Below are 18,987 nucleotides of genomic sequence, written 5' to 3'. Positions count from 1 at the left end.
TATAAGCATACTTTAATACCAACAGCTTCGTATAATGCCTAGTTATGTTGGCAGGAACTAAGTTAACAAAAGACAACGAACCCGAGGAAACACTTTGGATTCTCTAAGTAGGCAAGAACCGAGCAATTATTTTTACGCTGCGGTGCATTCAGGATTTTAGTCATTTTCTTTTTTGTATACTTTAAAATTAAAATCTTCAAAACCTAGTATGCCAGTTCCGCCAACGCCTTCAATAGCTCCTGTAAAAATAGTATGAATATCAGAGCAATAAAACTCTATTCTAGCTACACCTTTTGCATTAGTAATTATATCTGGTTTCCAAAACAGGGTATTTCTGTAATCAGGAAAAGGGTCATTTATAGTTTCATTATTATAAACAGTCTGGTAGAATTCTCGTTCACCGTAATAGCCTTTTAGTATTTTTAGATTGAACTTTTTTATAAGTTGTTCATTTGTATATTTTATACGATCATTTTTTCTGTATATAATTTCACTTACTCTATCCTCGGCTATATATGTTTGACCATCAATAGGTTTTGTTATTTTGAAACGTTGATTATTAGTTATACAATTTACACAATTTAATAAACCATAGCCACATACATAATCTGGCGATGGAAGTGAACTAACCAAAGAACTTAAAAACTTATCTCTGGGCGGTCGATTTTTCTTTGCTGAAACGACAACCTCGTTTAGTTTAGTAACGTTATCTGCTATGATTAATGGCGGTCTAACATCTTTAAATGGTTCTTCAATTAATTTTGGAAAGGGATAATTCGTGGACATGGCTTCATTATTCCTATTAATGGTATTAAAAGGAGTATCTGTAATATCAATAACATATTTATGTTTTTTCGGTGCTAGTGGTCTTAAATAAAAATAACCTGTTTCTGCCGTTTTTAAATGTTTATAATTTATCGTAAAAAACCCCATAGAATCTGCCATGATAGTTCCTTGCTCCTTTGCAGATTCTGGATCAAAGAGCGTTACATACAGAGGTAGTTGGATTTCTGATTTCTTCTTATTTTTTTCTAATCGAACCTTTCCTATAATGGAGTCTGAAAGTATTGTTTTTCTAAGTTCGTTGTTTTCTTTTAAGGAGTCTTCATTCCAAACGTACCGCCGCCACCCTTGTGTAAGCAATAGGAGGTTTAAAGCTTTATGTCTGTTTTTATTAGCTTCATTAAAATAATAAGTTGGGTTATAAATGTTACCTTTTAATTGTGTTGATAGTTGATAGTGGGTAAGTATATTTTTGGGTTCAAATGTATTATGATAAATTTTGTCGTAAACACTTAACCCTAAATGTGCCCTAACGGGTTCTTTGTCCTTATTTGTAGTTATTATTGTTAAAGTTACTCTTTCTCGGGTTTTATATTCACTTTTGTCTAGAACCGTTTTTATGTTTAATTTTTGGTCCGGCTTTACATAAACTAGCCTTTCAGCAATTGGTTTTAAATTAGAATTAAAAAGGGTTGCTTCTGCAATGCCTTGGGGTACATCTTCTAAAGGCATTTTTATAATCACTTCCTCTTTTAATCTAGCAGATGCTACACTGTAAATAACGCCTCTTGTCTGTAGCCGTAAGTATATAGTTTCTGGCTTCTGGTTTTTACTTTGAGCTATTTTAAAGGTTAAAAAATCATTTGTGCTTGCTATTAAGCTGAGTGTTTTACCCGTAGTTTTAATTTCAGGTAATTGATGTTTTTTATCAGACTCATGTAGTTTGATATAATAGGAGTTTGCTTTTTTTGGTGTGAATTTTAAACTTCCCATTCCTGCATGCACACTTTTAATATTAAAAAGAGGTAAATTGTTTTCGTATATGGTTCCTGAAAATTCTACAGGCAATCCTTCTTTGTTTACAGCTTTAAATGCAAGTTTGTTTTCTATATCAGAAACTAAATAACCTCCTTCCGGACATAATGAAAATTGAGATATGGTATCATTTTTAATTGAACTAGCTTTAGTTTTTTCTTTTATCTTTTTAACGATGTTAACTTTTTTAAGAGCATAAAATGCTTTTTGATTTTTAAAGTAAGAATGTTCACTATAACCCGTAAGAACGTATTGTCCTGATTTTAATGAATCTTGAATATAAATATGGCCATTAACAAAGCCATTTTCTATTTCATATTTTTCTTCCCAAACGGCTTGTTTTGTTTCATTATTAATTAATTGAACATAAAGTGTTTTACTTTTTTGAGAAGGAATTAGTAATTGTGCATCTAAAATATAGGCTTTGAACCATAAGTCTTCTTCGGTTTCATAAATATCCTTGCTTGTTTGAAGGTAAATATTATCGAAAGATTGATTGTTCGCGAGCTTTTGAAAATTATTTGCTATCGTATCGATAGCATTTTTATTATTTTGTGAATGGACCAAACAAGTAATAAAACAAAAATATATTAAAATGTAGTTTAACTTTTTTTTCATTTTACAAGATGTTTTTTCTTTTGTAACGTCCTGAAATATGGCTACAGTTTAAAATGGAGTTTATGCTGTTAATTTGTAGACCATATTTGGTGGCTTAAAGTCTAAAGATAAGCTTTATCTTACTTCATTGTTATAGATGGATTGCATTTTTTGTAGCCCTTTTTGTGTTGTATCCTATAAAGGGTTTGGTTTAGCTAGTATTCGTCTTTCAAGATGTCATTGACATGTTCAGCTATAGCATTCTTGCCTGCAGGAAGCCAGTAGGCACTTCTCGATATTTTAATTCCTTTAAATTCTTCTGAACTTATTACCATATCAAGATCCGACTTCTGTTCGTTCAAATTTCATAATTCCTATATAAGAGAGAAAAGACCGCCGAATTCATTAAAACAAAATTAAACAGCCCTATAATTTAAGAGTAATTTAAAATCACTAACTGATAAACTTGTAAATTTTAAAAGCACTAAGTTCTAATTGCGTACTAACATCTTTTAGAGTTCATTCTTGGTAATCAGTTAAATCCATAAAAACAAGAATTCGAGTAGCAAATTTTTGGAGTTTATCTTAAATCTGTTTTCTCAAACTTCGTAGTTCTTTTTCTTTATTTTTGGGTTATCTCCATCAATAGTTGATTTTTGAATCAATCTTACAAATAAGTTTTAGTATTTAATAATCGTCTTTGTATTTCCATTATAACGAAGAAAGTATACTCCTTTTTCTTGGGTAGATAAATCAATTGTTTTTCCTTTTCCGGAAATAATTAATCTACCAGTAATATCATAAATAGAATATTTAATATTCTCAGAAATTTTAAATATGCCAGAAGAAGGGTTGGGGTATACCAACAGATTATTCTCTTTATTAGTAACGTCTTTTACAGATAAAACGATATTTTCCCAACCTGGGTTTTGGGGGAAACCTTCAGCGAATTTTATTCGATTTGGAGCAAAAGGTAACCAATAGTGCTTAGGGTACTCGCAAACTCTCATAACAAGTTCACCTTCTTGATATCCTCCAGAAGTAGCATGGTTTTCTGGAAAATTTAATTGCGTTTTTTGTCTATACCTTTCCAAATGCGCTACTCCCCAACGACGAATATCTACCCACCTGTGTCCTTCATACGACATTTCTACAGCTCTTTCTCTTCTTAGTTCATCCATAAACTTATTGTTATCGGCAAGTATATTAGCATGTACATTAGGAATACCTGCTCGATTACGTAATAAATTAATAGCTCCTTCAGCAGTTAAGCTGTAAGAAGCTGGTGCTGTTGTAGCTCCTTTAGATGCATGTAATGCTTCTGCATACATTAAGTACACGTCTGTAAGTCTCATATGCAAACGCACGCCGTTAAAATCATCTATTATCGGATTCCATCTGCTATGGTACTCACCGTCAATTATAGGATAAAACTTGGTATGCATATAACCTGTTGTCGATTTTTTATTGTCATAAGCACCTCTACGGTGTATCCCTACATTACCCTCATGTTCATACCAAAGATTTGCAAACTGGTGAAAGAAATCAGCACCTGTTGCTTTTGGAGCTATTTCCTGTCCATCAATAATATGCCATTTATAAAAACGTGGATCACGATTCTCGAAAGGCTTATTAGGATTATAAGTTGGTGCACCAAAATTACCAGAAAGGTCGTCTTCTATAGAAAGGCCGTTTGCCATTCCGAAATTGTAATGAATATAATTATGCGTAGGAGAAATACTCTCCGATATACTACCATGTAATTCTCTATTGACCCCTGATGTCATAAATCTTTGAGCTTGAGATTTATCTCCTAAAATCGCTGCAAAGATGAACTCTGTACTTCCTGGCCAAGTGTCTGGTATCGGTGTCTTCCAAAAAACTTCATCGTAACTTTCCCATGACGCTAAAGAATATTTATTTAACTTAAAAAGTTCTGCAAAGGCATCTACAGCCATATCACATAATTCAATATCATAGTTATATGTATTTATACCAGAATTATTATTATAAAACATTAATGGACTTGCTGCTAGAAGTAAATTTTTACCTTGAAAAGCATACGCTATTCCTTTAGTCAATTTATTTTTATTCTCTCCTAATGTAGCCATTCCATAAGCTTCTTCATCCCAATCTACGGGCAAAAATTCTGCAGCTTTCTTATAGTCTTCATGAGCCAGCAAAGCAACTTCCTTATATGTTTCTGGACGTGGTATTGCTATCTCTATCTCATCAGCATCAAAAACGTCCATAATATAAGGGAAGCGTCCCCAAAACTTCATTATTTCATTATGAAAAAATGCTCTAAAGAAATATGATTGTCCAAGAATAACATCTTTTTCAGCTTGAGTAGCATTTACTAAAAGGTCTATATTTTGTATTACAATATTTGCTTTACGGATACCATGTATACTACCATCCCATAAACCAGGTCTTTGTTTATTAAAACTATTAGGGTTTTTAAGATTTGCTGAATTGGTTCCTGTTGATCCATAATCAGAATTGTAATGATTATTAAAGTAAGTAAAGTTATCTCTTAAAACTAAATTTAAATTTCCTGCATCAATATCACCACTTACTTTTGATTCTCTATTAACATGTCCGTCATCACCTAAAAGATAGTCTTGAAAAGTATGCGATTGTAGCTCATAAGACACTACTAAGGCATACATGTCTTCCACAAATTCTTGCGTACTTTCGAAAGTAGCAAATATAGTTTCTAGACTAGGCTCGAATTCACTAAGGCTAGACGAGTTACTTGTTGTTGTTTGACCAAAAAGAAAAGGAGAAACAACTAAGCCAAAAAATAAATGTAAAGTCTTTTTCATAATCATGAAATAAAAACGTGTTTTTGTAAGTAAATTTATAAATGTAATTAAAAAATTGTAAGTATTCAGCCAAATTAGAGAGAAGTTTTATGCCTATGTTATCTGTTTAATATTTTTCAATATGTTTTGTTGATTTTCTTTAAGCGCTGATATATACGGCCTTATTCTGGAAAAATATGTAGTATAACCTGTTTGCCTAAAGCGGCTTAACACTCTTTGTTATAACTAATACTTACTTACTCTTAGCGTCACTAGTTTTGAAAACTAGCAGGAGCGGGGGAGCGGGGTTGATTATTAAAGTGCTAAGTACAGCTATTTTCTAAATTTAGCTTACAAATGGACTCTATTAGGTTTGCTTTTATTAAGAAAACACCTCATCAGGATTCGAGAATGATTTAAACTCTATAGGGTTTCCACTAAAGTCAAACACAAACATGGTAAGTTGTTCGCCAATCAAACCTTTATATCGTTTCTGTGGTTTCACAATAAATGGTACCTTTTCTAATTCTAGTTTTTTCTGGATACGACCAAATGCCTCTTTTGTTAATAAGCATCCAAAGTGTGGGATGGGTACACTAATGCCATCTACTTTACCACAATAGTCTAAGTCTGGAAAATGATTGCTAACGTGCGCCGATAGTTGATGTCCAAAAAAATCGAAATCAATCCAAGATTCGGTAGATCTGCCTTCGCGACATCCTAAAAGGTCCACATAGAATTTTTTTGTAGAATCGATATCTTTTACTTTAAATGCTAAATGAAATGGGTTCATAACGTGATGCTTTTCTTGATTTGTTTTTTACTGTTTGCATTCCAACGGGCCTGTAGAATATCTTGTTGTGTGATTTAACAACGAATTTAGCAAATACAAACTAAACTTGTCCGTTGGAGACCATTAGAAAATCCTCGTAAATTTTCGTTAGGGGCTTTCCTTAGTAATTAACTTTTAGGTTCTGTTCCCGTATATGATTTAATTCCGTTGAAGCACGCCATTTCTTAGCCCGCTATTTTGGTAAGCAACTAAGTTGTTTTAAATTTTTATAAACTTCTTGGTAATGGTGTTTTCTAAATCATCTTCAATTTTAATAATGTAAACCCCTTTTGATAAGGTTTTAACATTAATAGGTTTTGAATTTTCTAATTTTTCTGAAATTTTTAGCCTCCCAAGAACATCAAAAACCTGAATACAACAATTAATCTTTAAAGCTCGCTGATGAAAGTTTGAATATGTGATGTTTAACATTTCAAACACTAATCTGTCAAACCTTTGTATATGTTATTGAATGTCACAATACTCAAAATTAGCAATGTTCGCCAAAGGATCTTTTTTTTTGTTACCGGCTTTTGTCAATCCTAAACAAAGAATATTTATAATCAAATATTGCCTTTAACCCATTGTATGATCGATACATAAGCCAAGTATTATGGCCAACGTCAGGGACAATTGAGATAGAATGTCCAGAAACGTTTTTTGCTCCAAACTCTTCTCTCAAATGATCAAGAAAGATGAACCCTCGCTCAAAACGATTTTTTCCTTGAAGCATTGCTTGACAGGTTTTATCTAGGCCAAGATCGTCTTTTGTGTCCTGATCACCCAGTAAATATATTACGTGACGGTTTTTTACATTGGATATAAGATCCACTCCATCACGAGACATATAGTCATTAAGATGAATGGCTTCGTAATGAGACGGATTATATTCAGAGCACTCCGTTTTTTTAGTGGTGAAACTACCATCTGGCCAAATGCCTCCCGACCACCTTTTGTTACTAAAATACATGTAAGAAGATGGGTTCGATACTATAAAACGAATAGAGGGTTTTTCTATGGTATTAAGGCTAAGCTTTTCTGGAATTTGTGTACCAGTACTATAGCGCGTAACAATTTGGCCACCGGCGCTATGTCCAACTAAAACAACGTTTAAAAGATTAGGGCAGTTATTGACTGCAGACTCTATTAATCTGTCTATAATTTCAAAACTACTGACTTGACCAAGGTTTGCAGCGTTATCTCCTTTCCGCCAGTCGCCATCTTCCTCATTAGTCCAGTAAAGTACATTATCGGGTTGTCCATCATTGGTTTGACAAAAATGTGGAGCCAACACCATAGTAGAATTATTGACTCCCAGAGCAATCGAGAGATCTTGCACATATTCATAGCTGCCAACTGCATTTCTTCCACCACCATGAAAAGAAATAATACAGCGGGTAATTAAATTATTCACAACCGTAGGATCATGACTCCAAAACATTGCCAAATCACCGCCGCCAGTCCAACCACCATTGAAGTACTTTGTGCCAATTTTAGAAGAATTATTCATTACATGTTGAGCAGTATGAAAGGTGGTAGAGCCCTTGCTAGTGAGACTTATTACCTTGGTTGCTTTTCCATCAACTCCCATAACGAATTCGATTTTCTCATCAGTGTTAAGAACTATAAATTCTGTCGGAGAAATTGGAAACAATTCCCGTTTTTCAAGTTTATCACCTGAGGCACTAAGTCTGTAGAGTCTATTGTTTTCTTCAACAATCTTACACCCTTGATATATATACTCTCCTTGGATGTCAGTATTGGTTTCTAAAGCATTGATTTTTTGAGCAAAAACCTTATATGACTCTTTTTTATTTCTATAATGTATAAGACCAATTTGCTGTGAGTCTTTGCCCAAACTAAAGACTATCCGACCGTTTGGTATTTTATAAGTATTGGGCTTATCTTTAACTGGAATGAGGGTGACTTTTTGGTACTTACCTCCTAAAAGCTCGATATACGATGAATCCCTGTTTTTTGTGACTTTAGCAATTAGTCGTGTATAGTTTCCTTTGAATGCCGAAAAAGATTCTGCAATGGATGTTAACTGCTTATCATCATTAATTATTCTGTAATTATCACAGCTTAATACCAAGACAACACTTGAAAAGAAAGCTAATACCTTAAATAAATTATTATAGTTTTTCATGTACTTAGTTTCTATTGTTTTAATGAAATTGCTTGGACCTCTTGTATAGGAGTAGTAGCGGATTTAAAACGACTATTTTCGGATTACAATATAGTTTAATTAAACGAAAAAGCGGTTCGAGTTGCCGTCCAAACCGCTATTTCCCATAGCCTTGTTGTGCTTAGTACTTACTTGATTTCTTTAAGTTTTTGAATTGCTTGACCATTTTTCCAAAGTTTTTGTCCTTTTTACGTTTTTCAGTAACAGTCGATTCAAAATGTTCTTTTTCTCGTTTCATTTTTAGATAATTTTCATAGAACAATTTATCTACTTTTTCACTTTCAACGGCTGAGATTATTGCACAACCAATTTCTATAGTATGGGTGCAATCTTTGAACTTACAGTTTTTGGAAAGCTTAATTATTTTTTCAAATGTTTTTTCTAACCCTCCAACTGAATCTACGATGCCTACTTCTCTCATTCCGGGATTATCGATGATGATTCCACCATTGTCAAGAACTATCAATTCTCGACGGCTTGTTATGTGTCGTCCTTTATTTGTACTCGTGCTAATCATATTTGTATTCATCAATTGTTTACCCGATAGGTTATTTAGAAAGCTTGATTTTCCTACTCCTGACGAGCCCAACAAACAGTATGTTTTGCCCCTTGCTATGTACGTCTTTACGCGCTCAATCCCTTTTCGGGACATATTGCTTATAGCTATTACTGGTACTTGCTTTACCCTTTCTTGAACTCGGGATATTAAATCAATTAAAGTGGTATCATCTATCAAATCAATTTTACTTAGAATAATAATTGGTTTTACATTGGATGCATTACAAATTGTTAGATACCTTTCCACTCGATTGATATTAAAATCTCTGTCAATGGCTTGTACTATAAAAGCAAAGTCAATATTTGTTGCTATGACTTGTTTTTCTCCTTGTTTGCCAATTGCCTGTCTTTCAATGATGGTTTTTCTTGGAAAAATAGAATGTATGAGAACTTTATGATCATCATATTCAGAAATTGTAACCCAATCTCCCACAGCGGGAAAATCTTTGCGAGTATCTGCAGTATATCTTAAGTTTCCTGTAATTTCTGCATCGAACTCTCCTTTTTCAGTTTTAACTATATATCTTTCTTTATGCTCTGAAATAATTCTTCCAATTTCAAAGTCTGTTGGATTATGTTGAATTCTAAGTTCTTCTATTCTGCTGTTATATCCGAAATGTTCTAATTTCATATTCTGTGTGTTTTGAAATATTGCAAACGCTGTCTTACTTATAAATCAATTTAAAAGCGTTCACAATCGATGTATTTATTTGTAAAATGTTGGTAAGTAGAAATGCTTCAGATTATTATCTGAAGTAAAGAATGGCGATAGTCAAAGAAAATGGACTATCTATTTTACAATCTCCGAATATGATATTACGGATGTAATAGACATAAAACTTAATTAGAGTACAAAATTAAAAAAAAAGCTTATAATGTGTCTAAAAAAGAGTGTGTTTTTGCATTAAGGACAGTGTATAGGTATAAGAATAGTTGTGTGGATTGGAAATTTATTTAACAGAAGTTGATAAACTAAGGGAATATCCGCAGGATTTTCCGATTAAGCAGAGGCTGAGCAATTATTTTGATGCTTTATTGCATGACGTTTTATCACCAAATTAAAATCGGTAGCCAAAATTTAATCCAAATCTTGCAACTTGGTCATGGTCTGTCTTATTAGCGTTAAATAATAGTTTTCCCCAACCAGCATTAACTTCAAATATGAATCCACTTTTAGTAACCCATTTTCCTCCTAAACCGATACCAAGCGAAAAATCAATGACATCAGAACCTTTAGTAAATATTGAATTATCATTTGGGTCATATATTTTTTTTCCATCAATTGAGCTTAACATTCCAAAACCTTCTGCAAAAAAGCCAGAAGCAAATTTCTTTCCAAAATATCTTCTATAATATGGAGATATAGAATAATTTAAATCTTCATGGGAATTGTCATTGTTATATACAGTAAAAGCAGAAATACCTATAGAAGATTTATCGTTTAAGATTCTTTCATAAGTTGCTTCAAAAGCTCCGGTAAGAGGTAATATTACGTTTAGCTTTAATTCATTTCTTTTTTCATTTTCAGAGGTCCTATTTTGCGAATTAACAGTAAGAACATAAAATAAGATTAGAATTATTAAGTATTCTTTTTTCAAAAATTTATGATTGATTGTTTAGTCAAACATATAATAATTTGATTTTAAAAATGTTAATAAAAACTATAGTTCAAGTTAAATTAAATACAAAATAAGTCAGTCAAAATTCTGTAAGTTGATTGGTTCTTTAAATGTATTCCCTTGGTCTAGTGTATTAGTAGTATTGGATTTCTAATTACAAACCTTCCAGTTTTACACTGTCCTTTTTTTTTATGTTTATACTTTAGGTTTTCACTTAGATACCTATTACTTATATACCATGTTGGCAGTAGTTGGTTTTATCCACTCAAGCGATGCATCCATTACGACTATATTTTTATGGCTACCATTTAATTGTTTAGCTATAAAAGAAAGAATTATTTTTGTTTTAAGCTCGTGTCCTCTGACTTTATCATAATTGGGAGCGCTCATCATCGGAATCATATAGGGAATATCTGTAAAATCCAGATGATTTGCATTTTTAAACCTTGCCCAATATTTTTCATCACGATTATTATTAAACAATTCCTGAACAGCTTCTAATTCATATTTTTTAACACCTTTGTAAAAACTAGGTGGTACTTGTAGTTTTTTTAATTCATCCTCCGATAAATCTGGTGAAAAAGAACTAAAATATAAAAGAGGCAGTGAAAAATTAGAAGTTATCTTTAAGTCAATTGGTCCATCCATATTTACAACTGCTTTGACATTTTTAATTTCTAAAGCACCAGAACAAGCAGTAGCACCACCTAATGAATGTCCAATTAACACAATATTGTTAAAATCAATTTGGTTGGGGTAAGATAATTTTAATTCATGAATAATAGCCTTATAATGTGAAACTTGATTGGGGACTGCTTTTTTTATTAGTTGGTTAATTAGTGTCTTTTGTGCTTCTATTTCTATTTTTTTAGCATCATTTATATCAAGTCCGTATTGTTTAAAACTAAATTTGTGATTAACTGCTGCAACGACATATCCGTGACTTACCAATTCTTCTATTAGTGCTGTGTTGTCTACTTCTGTGCTGCTTGCACCGTGAGAGTACAATATTAATGGCTTTTTATTTTCAGTTTTAATTGTTTCGTTGCCTTGAAATGCATTTGTTTTAACTAGTTTTAAGTGACTAAAAATAAATCCTGGCATTCCCATTAGTCCATCTAAATCGTTTGATGGACTTTGATGGTAATTGCTTTTTAAAGAATTTAAATCTTGTTTAGTGGGTAACCAAATTTTATACTCCAAATCACTCGAAGTTGTTTGATTTAGTGTAACAATAGTAAATTTTCCATTTGTTTTAGGTAATGAAAATATTGGAATTAGGTAGGAAAGTGTATATGATATTACTATACCTAAAACACAAAAGAAAAATACTATCCATTTTACAATTTTATTTCTAATTTTAAGATTAAAGAGTAATGCCAATATTGTGCAAAAAAGTATTAGATAAATTAAGCTCATTTGCCACCTCATACCTTCATAGAATAAGTGAATCAAAAAAAATATACAAGTGATACTTGGTAGTATGTACTTTGGTTGTTTTATTTTTATAGCTGAAAACGATTGTAGTACCAGGATAAAGGAAATAAGTGCTAGTAATATTTCAAATAATCTCATTTATAAACTTAGGTTAATGTGTTGTTTTTAATTTTAGCCATTGGTTTGTGCATGAAAAGTTGCGTTGTTTGTAAGCAAGGGTTTTCAGAAGGAAAATAGGGAGCTAGTATACAAGTATCTAGCTTTGTTTAAGTTAAAAGCATCAATTTTCTATATACATCTTTGTTGGCAACTGGCTTTTATTCATTCAAATATTTGTTTGGGATATTTTTTGCTCGGTAGTTAATTCCGTATTCGTGCTTTAGCAATTTAGATACCGTGTCTGAAATAGTCCTTTCATCTCTGTGCATTTGCGGTAAAAGTCCAAACATAGCATAGCTGATTGCATTTACGGATGGAATAAAGGTTTCCCAAGGTAAATCTTCTCCCCAAATTATTCCCTTTACCGTATAACTCAAATCAGCACCTTTAGATAATAAAAAATCCATCATTTCTGAAGAGCTATTATTGTTCTGGTTTACTGTATGAAAAATAGGAGTTTGCCCGCCAAATCCCTTATTGTCAGTTCCAGATTTACGATTGACATCTATTCCGTTTTTTATTAATATTTTAGCGCATTCAAGGTGGTTGAATTCCGCACAAACATGCAGTAAGGAAGCTTTTTTTAAAGGAGTGTAAGCAGCGTTTAAGTTTATTTCCTTATAAGTTTCATTTGGTTTGTTTTCGAGTTGTTTTTCCAAATCCTGCGCATTATCAGACAAAACTGCCAACAAGGTTTTGTCCTCAAATTCAAGCCCGTAATCAATAAATGCTTTTACACAATCCTTAAATCTCGGACTTCGGGTGTACATACTTATCAATAACTCAAAAAGAGGTTTCCCATCATAATCCAAGTTTGGATTCAGTCCGTTTTCGAAGCAATCTTTAATCCCTTGAACTGAATGAAGTTCAATTTGATGAGGTATTTTTTTCTTTAAGTCCATTTTTCTGCTTGTTGTCAACGGTTGGGTGTAAGAAAAGTAGGGTGGATGGTAAGCATTTTCGTTTCGGTTTTTTACATAGCTAAATATAAATATTTTGCTTTTATCTTTTCTTCTATAAACACCAAATTTTATATTTAGCAGGCTTTGTAACTATTCACAGACCTTTCGGTTTTGCACAAACGCCTTATGTTTTTTATATATTGTAAGCGGCTTTTCTTTTCTCATTTTTAATTTAATGTTTTATCAGCCAGTCGTTATGAAATAAATTGGAAATCTTTGTAGCAGCACGTTTGAGTGGTAGTGATCCGTAAATATATGAGTTTGTAGCGATGTACACGACTATGCCAGATTCCGGAATCATTACTATACAAGATTGTCCTCCAGTTGGAGATCCTGTTTTATTAACTATTCTAATTCCTTGCTTTTTCCGAGGTATAAAATCCCAACCTATAGCATGGTACTGTGGAAAAGGCGATCCCTCATAAGGATTTAAAGGAGCCAACATTTTTTCAAAAGTATTTTTTTTAACAATTCTATTGTTCAGTACAGCCAGACCAAATCGAACTACATCTGTTGGTGTAGATAGATAACCACCTCCAGCCCACTTATAGCTACAATTTTCTTTTTCGGACTTTATGACTCTTGAACCTATGATAGTATTGCTATAACTAACAACCCTGTTTTTTATTTTGTGATTAAAATAATCCGGCGTTGTATTAGTCATATCAAGTGGTTTAAACATAGTTTCAGACATGTATGAATTATAACTCATTTCGGTGACAGACTCAATGACTTCACCCAACAGTGTGTATCCATAAGTGCTATAACTATATCTGCTCCCTGGTTTGAAGAGAAGGGCGTCATTGGCAAATAAAGCGAGTTTTTTTTCTGTTGTTTCAAACGTTTCATCTAGCCTTGAATCTATAGTAAAATAAGGGGGAGGCCATTTGATTATTGGTTTATAATGCCTTATTCCAGACGTATGAGCTAATAGTTGTTCAATGTTAATAGGGTGTTTCTTTTTAGGAAATGATGGTACATATTCTTGAATTTTGTTTTTTAATTCAATCTTCCCCTGTTCAACTAAATCCATAATTGTCATTGCGGTAAACGTTTTGGTTACACTACCAATTGGGAATTTTGAATCTACACGAGCGGGAATTTTCTGTTCCAAGTCAGAATAACCAAAGGCTTCAGACCAAATTACTTGGTCTTCATAGCCCACCGCTATGGAATAACCTGGAGTATAAAACTGATTTTTCCATTTATCAAGCACTAACCTTGCTTCTTTTACTTGTGGTTCATATTTTTTGATTAAAATACCTGTATGGTAAATAGATTTGTCTTCCTCAGATGGGAGCGGGATACCACTATAATAATTCCATATTAGAGAAAAAAAGATGAACACTACGAATAAAATAATCGTAAGCAAAATTAGTTTCAAAAATTTGAAAATATTTTTTTTCATGAATCAAGTACTTTATGAATTAATATTAAATTTTTGAATGAGGAGATTGATTTCAATTAATTGAGGCTTATATTTTTTTCGTATCTTTTTTCGAGTCCACCATATCAAAAGTGTTATTATAATGATGTCTGGTATAAATAATGATAGGGTGAGTATTAATGGATAAGTATAAAAATAGCTAAATTCTGGAGTAATCAACTGCCCTAGATTAGTGAAAATGATAGCTAGCAAATAGATAAAAGGTATTTTTTTCAAAAGAGAAATACGACTTTCAACTTGAATTTTTCTGATTTCTAATAAACTATTTAGCTTTTGATCAAATCTATTATTTTTTTTGCCTTGAGAAAGGTAATTATATATAGAAATGCACCCTGCAAGAGCTACAAAAAGTGGAAACATTATAAACCAACCGAAAGGAGGGTAAATATCTTGTTTTCGCATTTCTATTACGCCTACAGTTAGAAACAAGTATGCCCAAAAAAGCAGGAGAGAGATAGCCATAAATACTGCTAATATCGAGAAAAACAAGAGTAGTTTTTTACTTTTCTCCATTTTCAAAATCCGTTGCTTTATTAATTTACTCGTCCCCTTTTCATTAAGAGTAGGAATGTCTTGCTGGTTGTTCCAGTTTTTTTGTAATTCTTCAAAATTCATGACTAGTTTTTTTTATAAGTTCAACTAGTTTTTTCTTAATGCGGTGTACTCGAACTCCAATGTTGGATTCTGAGGTGTTGATAATTTTGGATATTTCACGATGACTTAGACCATCAAGAACTAATAAAATCAATGATCTATCCGCTTTGTTAAGCTGACGAATTCCTTCATAGAGATATTCCACCTGATCAGTAGTATCACTAGCTTTAATATCCCTATAATGACTTTCTAGTTGAACTATTTTTATCAAACCTTTCCGTTTAGACTCACGCTTTTTCCATAAAATTGCCTTATTTAAGGCGACTCGGTATATCCAAGTTGATTCTGATGATTCATTCCTGAAGACTAAAACAGATTTCCATATTTGAATAAGAATCTCCTGATAGAGGTCGTTAAAATCGTCGGAGGTCTGGCTAAACGACCTAGTGATTTTGATAATTATACCCTGGTGCTTTTTTAACCAGTTTTCAAATTGTTTTTCTTGATTTATACCCATTTACTATTATTAGAATAAGAAGCAAACAGAATCTTACATTTTAAGTGTAATTTTTTTACTATCATTATTTATTGGGCTGTATAATGAGTCTCTAATTAAATGGAGTCAAAGGTTAAATTGAACTGTGGAATTGCCGCTAACGACCTGCTAAAGGCAGTTCGGCTATGAAAACGAAGATACAAAAAGTGGAAGATAATGAAGCGTGAAGTCGTGCTGTAGCGTGATCGCCATTATCCATCGCGCTTATCACATTTTTTCTTTAGAAAAATGTGGTGAGTGAGCCAATTTATTGTATTGGGAGTTTGATTAGTCAAGCCAAATTGCTTTTAGCTGCTGATGTAATACATTGTTACTATGTGTTATTGTTCATTAATCAAATTCTTCTTTACCTTTGATATTTCTTTTTTAGTTAATCCTAAATATTCAAAATACTTATCAAAGGAGCCATAAGTTTCTTCTATATGTCTCTTGGTGCCAAGAATATAGTCACTTTCCAGTAAATAAAATGCTTCGATATACTCTCTGTTTTTGTCAAAATCCAAGTTGTCATAACCCTGTCTAGCCATTGAATCAAGTTGCTCAATACGCATTTCGCTCTCATGTTTTCTACATTCGTTTGATAGCAGGTAATCAGTTTCTATTTGTGACCAAGGAACTTCTAGCAAGCTTAACAACAAAGCAGCAGCTGTACCTGTCCTATGAACACCATGAGAGCAGTGAAAAAGAACAGGATAAATTGTCGAATCAGCAAGTAATTTTAAAAATTGGTAATAAGAGTCTTTTCCAACTTCTGGCAATATCTTATGGATATTATAATTCAATTCAACTGGGACTTTTGAAAAATCCCCTGTCTGTCTCGCATTCAAAACTGTTGATGCTTCATCATTATCTCCTGATATCGGTAAATAAACAGATTTTACATTTACTGGTAAATTATCTGAACCTCGTTTTGCAATTTCTTCTTTGGTAAGGAAGTTTATCACTGTTTTAATTCCTAATTCTTTAATGATAGCTTTATCTTGGTCCGTAATTTTTGACAAGGTACCAGAACGATATATGAGGTGTTTTCTAATAACTCCCCCCTTCTCGTTAGAATAGTTTCCTAAATCACGAAAATTATTTTGACCCGCAAGTTGTATTGTCCTTTTATAAGCCTCTTGACTGGAAGTGTTCTCTTTGTTTTTACATCCAATCAACAAGATCAGAAATACTGGTAAATAAAACATTTTTTTCATATACCTGTCCTTTTAGAAGGTAACATTTATAGGGTTGGTTGGTTTTAATACATGGTAACGACGTGCTAAATGCAGTTCGATGGAATACTTGCACCGAAATAGTGGGAGCAAAGCAATTGCGGAGTTATTTTGGTCAGCTTTCGCTGAAAGTATTCCGTCTGTAAATGGTATAAGTAATGGCAGATTTCGTGGTAGTTTCATGTCAAAACGGCTACACAGTTTGAGCGGGCTACAAACCTTGATATTTAACACATTGTTTGACTTATTTATACCAAATGTTAGCGGTAGAATTTTATGATGCATAACTTCCACTTACTAGTTTTACTTCTACTGCTCAAATTTATAAAAGGTTTCTGCACCTATGCAAATGACATGTAATTCTCCTTCAGGTTTTATATAGCCGTATTTTTTACTGTACTCCTGCCAATCTTCTTTTAATTCTGTGAATTTTTCTGGATTCTGTCCTGCCAAGTCAATTTTTTCTCCTGGGTCGTCAGCAAGGTTTACCAACTTCCATTCTGTGCCTGTCGAGAACTCATCACCAGACATTAATTTCCAATCTCCTTTTATGACTGCCTTATATCCATTTAATTCAAAGCACAATGGTTCATTCATTGTGTTTCTTACTGATTCAGAATTATTTGTCAAAAATGATTTTGCTGATTGACCATACAACGGATTTAGTGTATTTCCTTTGTAGGTGTCTGGTCGTTCAATACCTACATAATCCAAAATAGTAGGAAAGATATCTGTAACGTGCATTGTCGCATTTTTAATCCCATTGGTTTCGATTCCTTTTCCGGAAACAATTAACGGAGTACGAATACCGCCTTCGCCTGTAGTTGTTTTATAATAAGTATATGGAGTAGCACTAACCTCTGCCCAAGAGCCACCTTGTGAAACAAAAGAATTTGTTCTTCCCATATTCTCTAAACTATTATCGAATCCCATACTGTCAAACAATTCTTTATTCCCTAAATAATAAAATAATGGCTCTTTGGGATTAGCTCCATTATCTGACATAAATATAAATAGTGTATTGTCGTATTCTCCTTTTTGTTTTAGAACATCTATCAATCGACCTACCTGAACATCTACGTAATCAATCATTGCCGAATAAAGTTCCATTTTTCTGGCTTGGAGTTTCTTTTCGTCTTTACTTAAAGATTTCCAAGTAGGAAAATTGCCAGTTCCTGGATTATTGGGAACAGATTTATCTATGAGTCCCATTTCCTTCATTCGATTAAGTCTGGCTGTACGAATAGTATCATAGCCATTATCATAAATACCTTTGTATTTATCCATATAGTTGTCTGGTACGTGAAGAGGGTCGTGTGGAGCTGTAAAAGCTAAATATCCAAAGAATGGTTTGTTGTCCTCCTGTCTGGTAATGTATTGAATCATTTCATCTGTAAAAGCTTTTGTCGAATAAAAGTCTTCTGGCAATTCATCAATCCGTTTATCGTTTCTTGTATAGAATGTAATTGGAGTTTCAAATGGACCAAGGTCAAACCCATCTTGAAAATAGCCTGAACCTCCACCCATTTGTGCAAAGCTTTTTTTAAAACCTCTACCTATAGGATAATTGTCTGTTGAATGAACTCCTAAATGCCACTTTCCTGCCATATAGGTGTGATAACCATTATCAGAAAGGATTTCGGGCAGTGTAATTACATTTTTGTTCAGATATCCTTCGTAACCCGTTTGCATGTATTGGTTGCTTGTATGTAGGGGTGGCATGTTTCCCATTCCGTTTTGATGATTATCTACCCCTGTTAGTAAACATGCTCGTGTTGGAGCACACATTGGAAGCGCATAAAAATTAGTCATTTGCACTCCGCTTTCAGCAAGCCTATCAAGATTAAGTGTTTTTATTTCTCCTCCATAACAACCAAGGTCTGAGTAGCCCATATCATCAACAACTATTAGCATTATATTGGGCTTTTTTACTTTATCTTCTGTTGGAGTACAAGAAATAATACTAATTGATAAAATCGCAATTAGAAAAAACAATTCTGCTTTTTTATTTTTAGTTTTCATTGATATATGGTTTTTGTCATGTTACATTAATGTCCTTGAGTTAACGACTCTTATATATTACCACCAACAACTCTGGTATGGTTTCGTTGGCGATTTTATAGCTCATACTACTCACAAGATACTAAAATTTATAAATTGAGGCATTAATGTTCTTAAACCACAATCTCGCTAATGTAC

The 18,987-nt window shown here is 32.9% G+C and carries 15 protein-coding genes; all 15 read right to left on the bottom strand.

Going from position 1 to position 18,987, the window contains the following annotated elements; genetic code table 11:
* Nucleotides 1–156 precede the first annotated feature (156 nt).
* Nucleotides 157–2,436, bottom strand: a complete 2,280-nt coding sequence (locus E5D58_RS11000; RefSeq protein ID WP_136481917.1) for a hypothetical protein — start codon at nt 2,434–2,436, stop codon at nt 157–159.
* Nucleotides 2,437–2,630: 194 nt separating this feature from the next.
* Nucleotides 2,631–2,777, bottom strand: a complete 147-nt coding sequence (locus E5D58_RS14975) for a hypothetical protein (protein ID WP_168796676.1) — start codon at nt 2,775–2,777, stop codon at nt 2,631–2,633.
* 318 nt (nt 2,778–3,095) lie between these two features.
* Nucleotides 3,096–5,243 (bottom strand): RagB/SusD family nutrient uptake outer membrane protein, encoded by a 2,148-nt coding sequence (locus E5D58_RS10995; protein ID WP_168796675.1) that lies wholly within the window; start codon nt 5,241–5,243, stop codon nt 3,096–3,098.
* Nucleotides 5,244–5,604: 361 nt separating this feature from the next.
* On the bottom strand, nt 5,605–6,015 hold the full coding sequence (locus tag E5D58_RS10990; protein ID WP_136481915.1) for a VOC family protein: 411 nt from the start codon (nt 6,013–6,015) through the stop codon (nt 5,605–5,607).
* 258 nt (nt 6,016–6,273) lie between these two features.
* Nucleotides 6,274–6,486, bottom strand: a complete 213-nt coding sequence (locus E5D58_RS10985; protein ID WP_136481914.1) for a T9SS type A sorting domain-containing protein — start codon at nt 6,484–6,486, stop codon at nt 6,274–6,276.
* A gap of 91 nt (nt 6,487–6,577) precedes the next feature.
* Entirely contained in the window at nt 6,578–8,203 is a 1,626-nt protein-coding gene (locus tag E5D58_RS10980; protein WP_136481913.1) for a hypothetical protein, read from the bottom strand.
* A gap of 160 nt (nt 8,204–8,363) precedes the next feature.
* Nucleotides 8,364–9,431: a ribosome small subunit-dependent GTPase A gene (gene rsgA / locus E5D58_RS10975; protein ID WP_136481912.1), complete on the bottom strand. Its 1,068-nt coding sequence runs from the start codon at nt 9,429–9,431 to the stop codon at nt 8,364–8,366.
* A 427-nt stretch (nt 9,432–9,858) separates the two neighbouring features.
* On the bottom strand, nt 9,859–10,398 hold the full coding sequence (locus E5D58_RS10970; RefSeq protein WP_136481911.1) for a DUF3575 domain-containing protein: 540 nt from the start codon (nt 10,396–10,398) through the stop codon (nt 9,859–9,861).
* Between the two features lie 246 nt (nt 10,399–10,644).
* Nucleotides 10,645–11,994, bottom strand: coding sequence for an alpha/beta hydrolase family protein (locus E5D58_RS10965; RefSeq protein WP_136481910.1), 1,350 nt, complete (start codon nt 11,992–11,994; stop codon nt 10,645–10,647).
* A gap of 179 nt (nt 11,995–12,173) precedes the next feature.
* A complete protein-coding gene (locus E5D58_RS10960; protein ID WP_136481909.1) occupies nt 12,174–12,917 on the bottom strand; it encodes an ankyrin repeat domain-containing protein in 744 nt (247 codons plus the stop codon).
* A 232-nt stretch (nt 12,918–13,149) separates the two neighbouring features.
* A complete protein-coding gene (locus E5D58_RS10955) occupies nt 13,150–14,385 on the bottom strand; it encodes a serine hydrolase domain-containing protein (RefSeq protein WP_136481908.1) in 1,236 nt (411 codons plus the stop codon).
* A gap of 12 nt (nt 14,386–14,397) precedes the next feature.
* Nucleotides 14,398–15,039 carry a hypothetical protein gene (locus tag E5D58_RS10950; RefSeq protein ID WP_136481907.1) on the bottom strand — a complete coding sequence of 214 codons (642 nt, stop codon included), beginning with the start codon at nt 15,037–15,039 and terminating at the stop codon, nt 14,398–14,400.
* The gene (locus tag E5D58_RS10945; protein WP_136481906.1) at nt 15,029–15,535 is read right to left on the bottom strand and encodes an RNA polymerase sigma factor; all 507 of its coding nucleotides are present in this window, start codon (nt 15,533–15,535) and stop codon (nt 15,029–15,031) included. The genes E5D58_RS10950 and E5D58_RS10945 overlap by 11 nt, the downstream gene beginning before the upstream one ends.
* Nucleotides 15,536–15,894: 359 nt before the next feature.
* Nucleotides 15,895–16,770 carry a tyrosine-protein phosphatase gene (locus E5D58_RS10940; RefSeq protein ID WP_136481905.1) on the bottom strand — a complete coding sequence of 292 codons (876 nt, stop codon included), beginning with the start codon at nt 16,768–16,770 and terminating at the stop codon, nt 15,895–15,897.
* A 327-nt stretch (nt 16,771–17,097) separates the two neighbouring features.
* The gene (locus tag E5D58_RS10935) at nt 17,098–18,810 is read right to left on the bottom strand and encodes an arylsulfatase (RefSeq protein ID WP_136481904.1); all 1,713 of its coding nucleotides are present in this window, start codon (nt 18,808–18,810) and stop codon (nt 17,098–17,100) included.
* Nucleotides 18,811–18,987 lie beyond the last annotated feature (177 nt).

It is taken from the genome of Cognatitamlana onchidii, from assembly GCF_004804355.1.
GTDB classification, from domain to species: domain Bacteria; phylum Bacteroidota; class Bacteroidia; order Flavobacteriales; family Flavobacteriaceae; genus Cognatitamlana; species Cognatitamlana onchidii.
This window is presented reverse-complemented; position numbering and strand designations above follow the sequence as displayed.

Excerpts from the sequence above, each read along its gene's own strand:
- E5D58_RS10935 (WP_136481904.1), bottom strand. The coding sequence starts at position 18,810 with ATGAAAACTAAAAATAAAAAAGCAGAATTGTTTTTTCTAATTGCGATT.
- E5D58_RS10980 (WP_136481913.1), bottom strand. The coding sequence starts at position 8,203 with ATGAAAAACTATAATAATTTATTTAAGGTATTAGCTTTCTTTTCAAGT.
- E5D58_RS10945 (WP_136481906.1), bottom strand. The coding sequence starts at position 15,535 with ATGGGTATAAATCAAGAAAAACAATTTGAAAACTGGTTAAAAAAGCAC.
- E5D58_RS10955 (WP_136481908.1), bottom strand. The coding sequence starts at position 14,385 with ATGAAAAAAAATATTTTCAAATTTTTGAAACTAATTTTGCTTACGATT.
- E5D58_RS10990 (WP_136481915.1), bottom strand. The coding sequence starts at position 6,015 with ATGAACCCATTTCATTTAGCATTTAAAGTAAAAGATATCGATTCTACA.
- E5D58_RS10965 (WP_136481910.1), bottom strand. The coding sequence starts at position 11,994 with ATGAGATTATTTGAAATATTACTAGCACTTATTTCCTTTATCCTGGTA.
- E5D58_RS10940 (WP_136481905.1), bottom strand. The coding sequence starts at position 16,770 with ATGAAAAAAATGTTTTATTTACCAGTATTTCTGATCTTGTTGATTGGA.
- E5D58_RS11000 (WP_136481917.1), bottom strand. The coding sequence starts at position 2,436 with ATGAAAAAAAAGTTAAACTACATTTTAATATATTTTTGTTTTATTACT.
- E5D58_RS10960 (WP_136481909.1), bottom strand. The coding sequence starts at position 12,917 with ATGGACTTAAAGAAAAAAATACCTCATCAAATTGAACTTCATTCAGTT.
- E5D58_RS10995 (WP_168796675.1), bottom strand. The coding sequence starts at position 5,243 with ATGAAAAAGACTTTACATTTATTTTTTGGCTTAGTTGTTTCTCCTTTT.
- E5D58_RS10950 (WP_136481907.1), bottom strand. The coding sequence starts at position 15,039 with ATGAATTTTGAAGAATTACAAAAAAACTGGAACAACCAGCAAGACATT.
- E5D58_RS10985 (WP_136481914.1), bottom strand. The coding sequence starts at position 6,486 with ATGTTAAACATCACATATTCAAACTTTCATCAGCGAGCTTTAAAGATT.
- rsgA (WP_136481912.1), bottom strand. The coding sequence starts at position 9,431 with ATGAAATTAGAACATTTCGGATATAACAGCAGAATAGAAGAACTTAGA.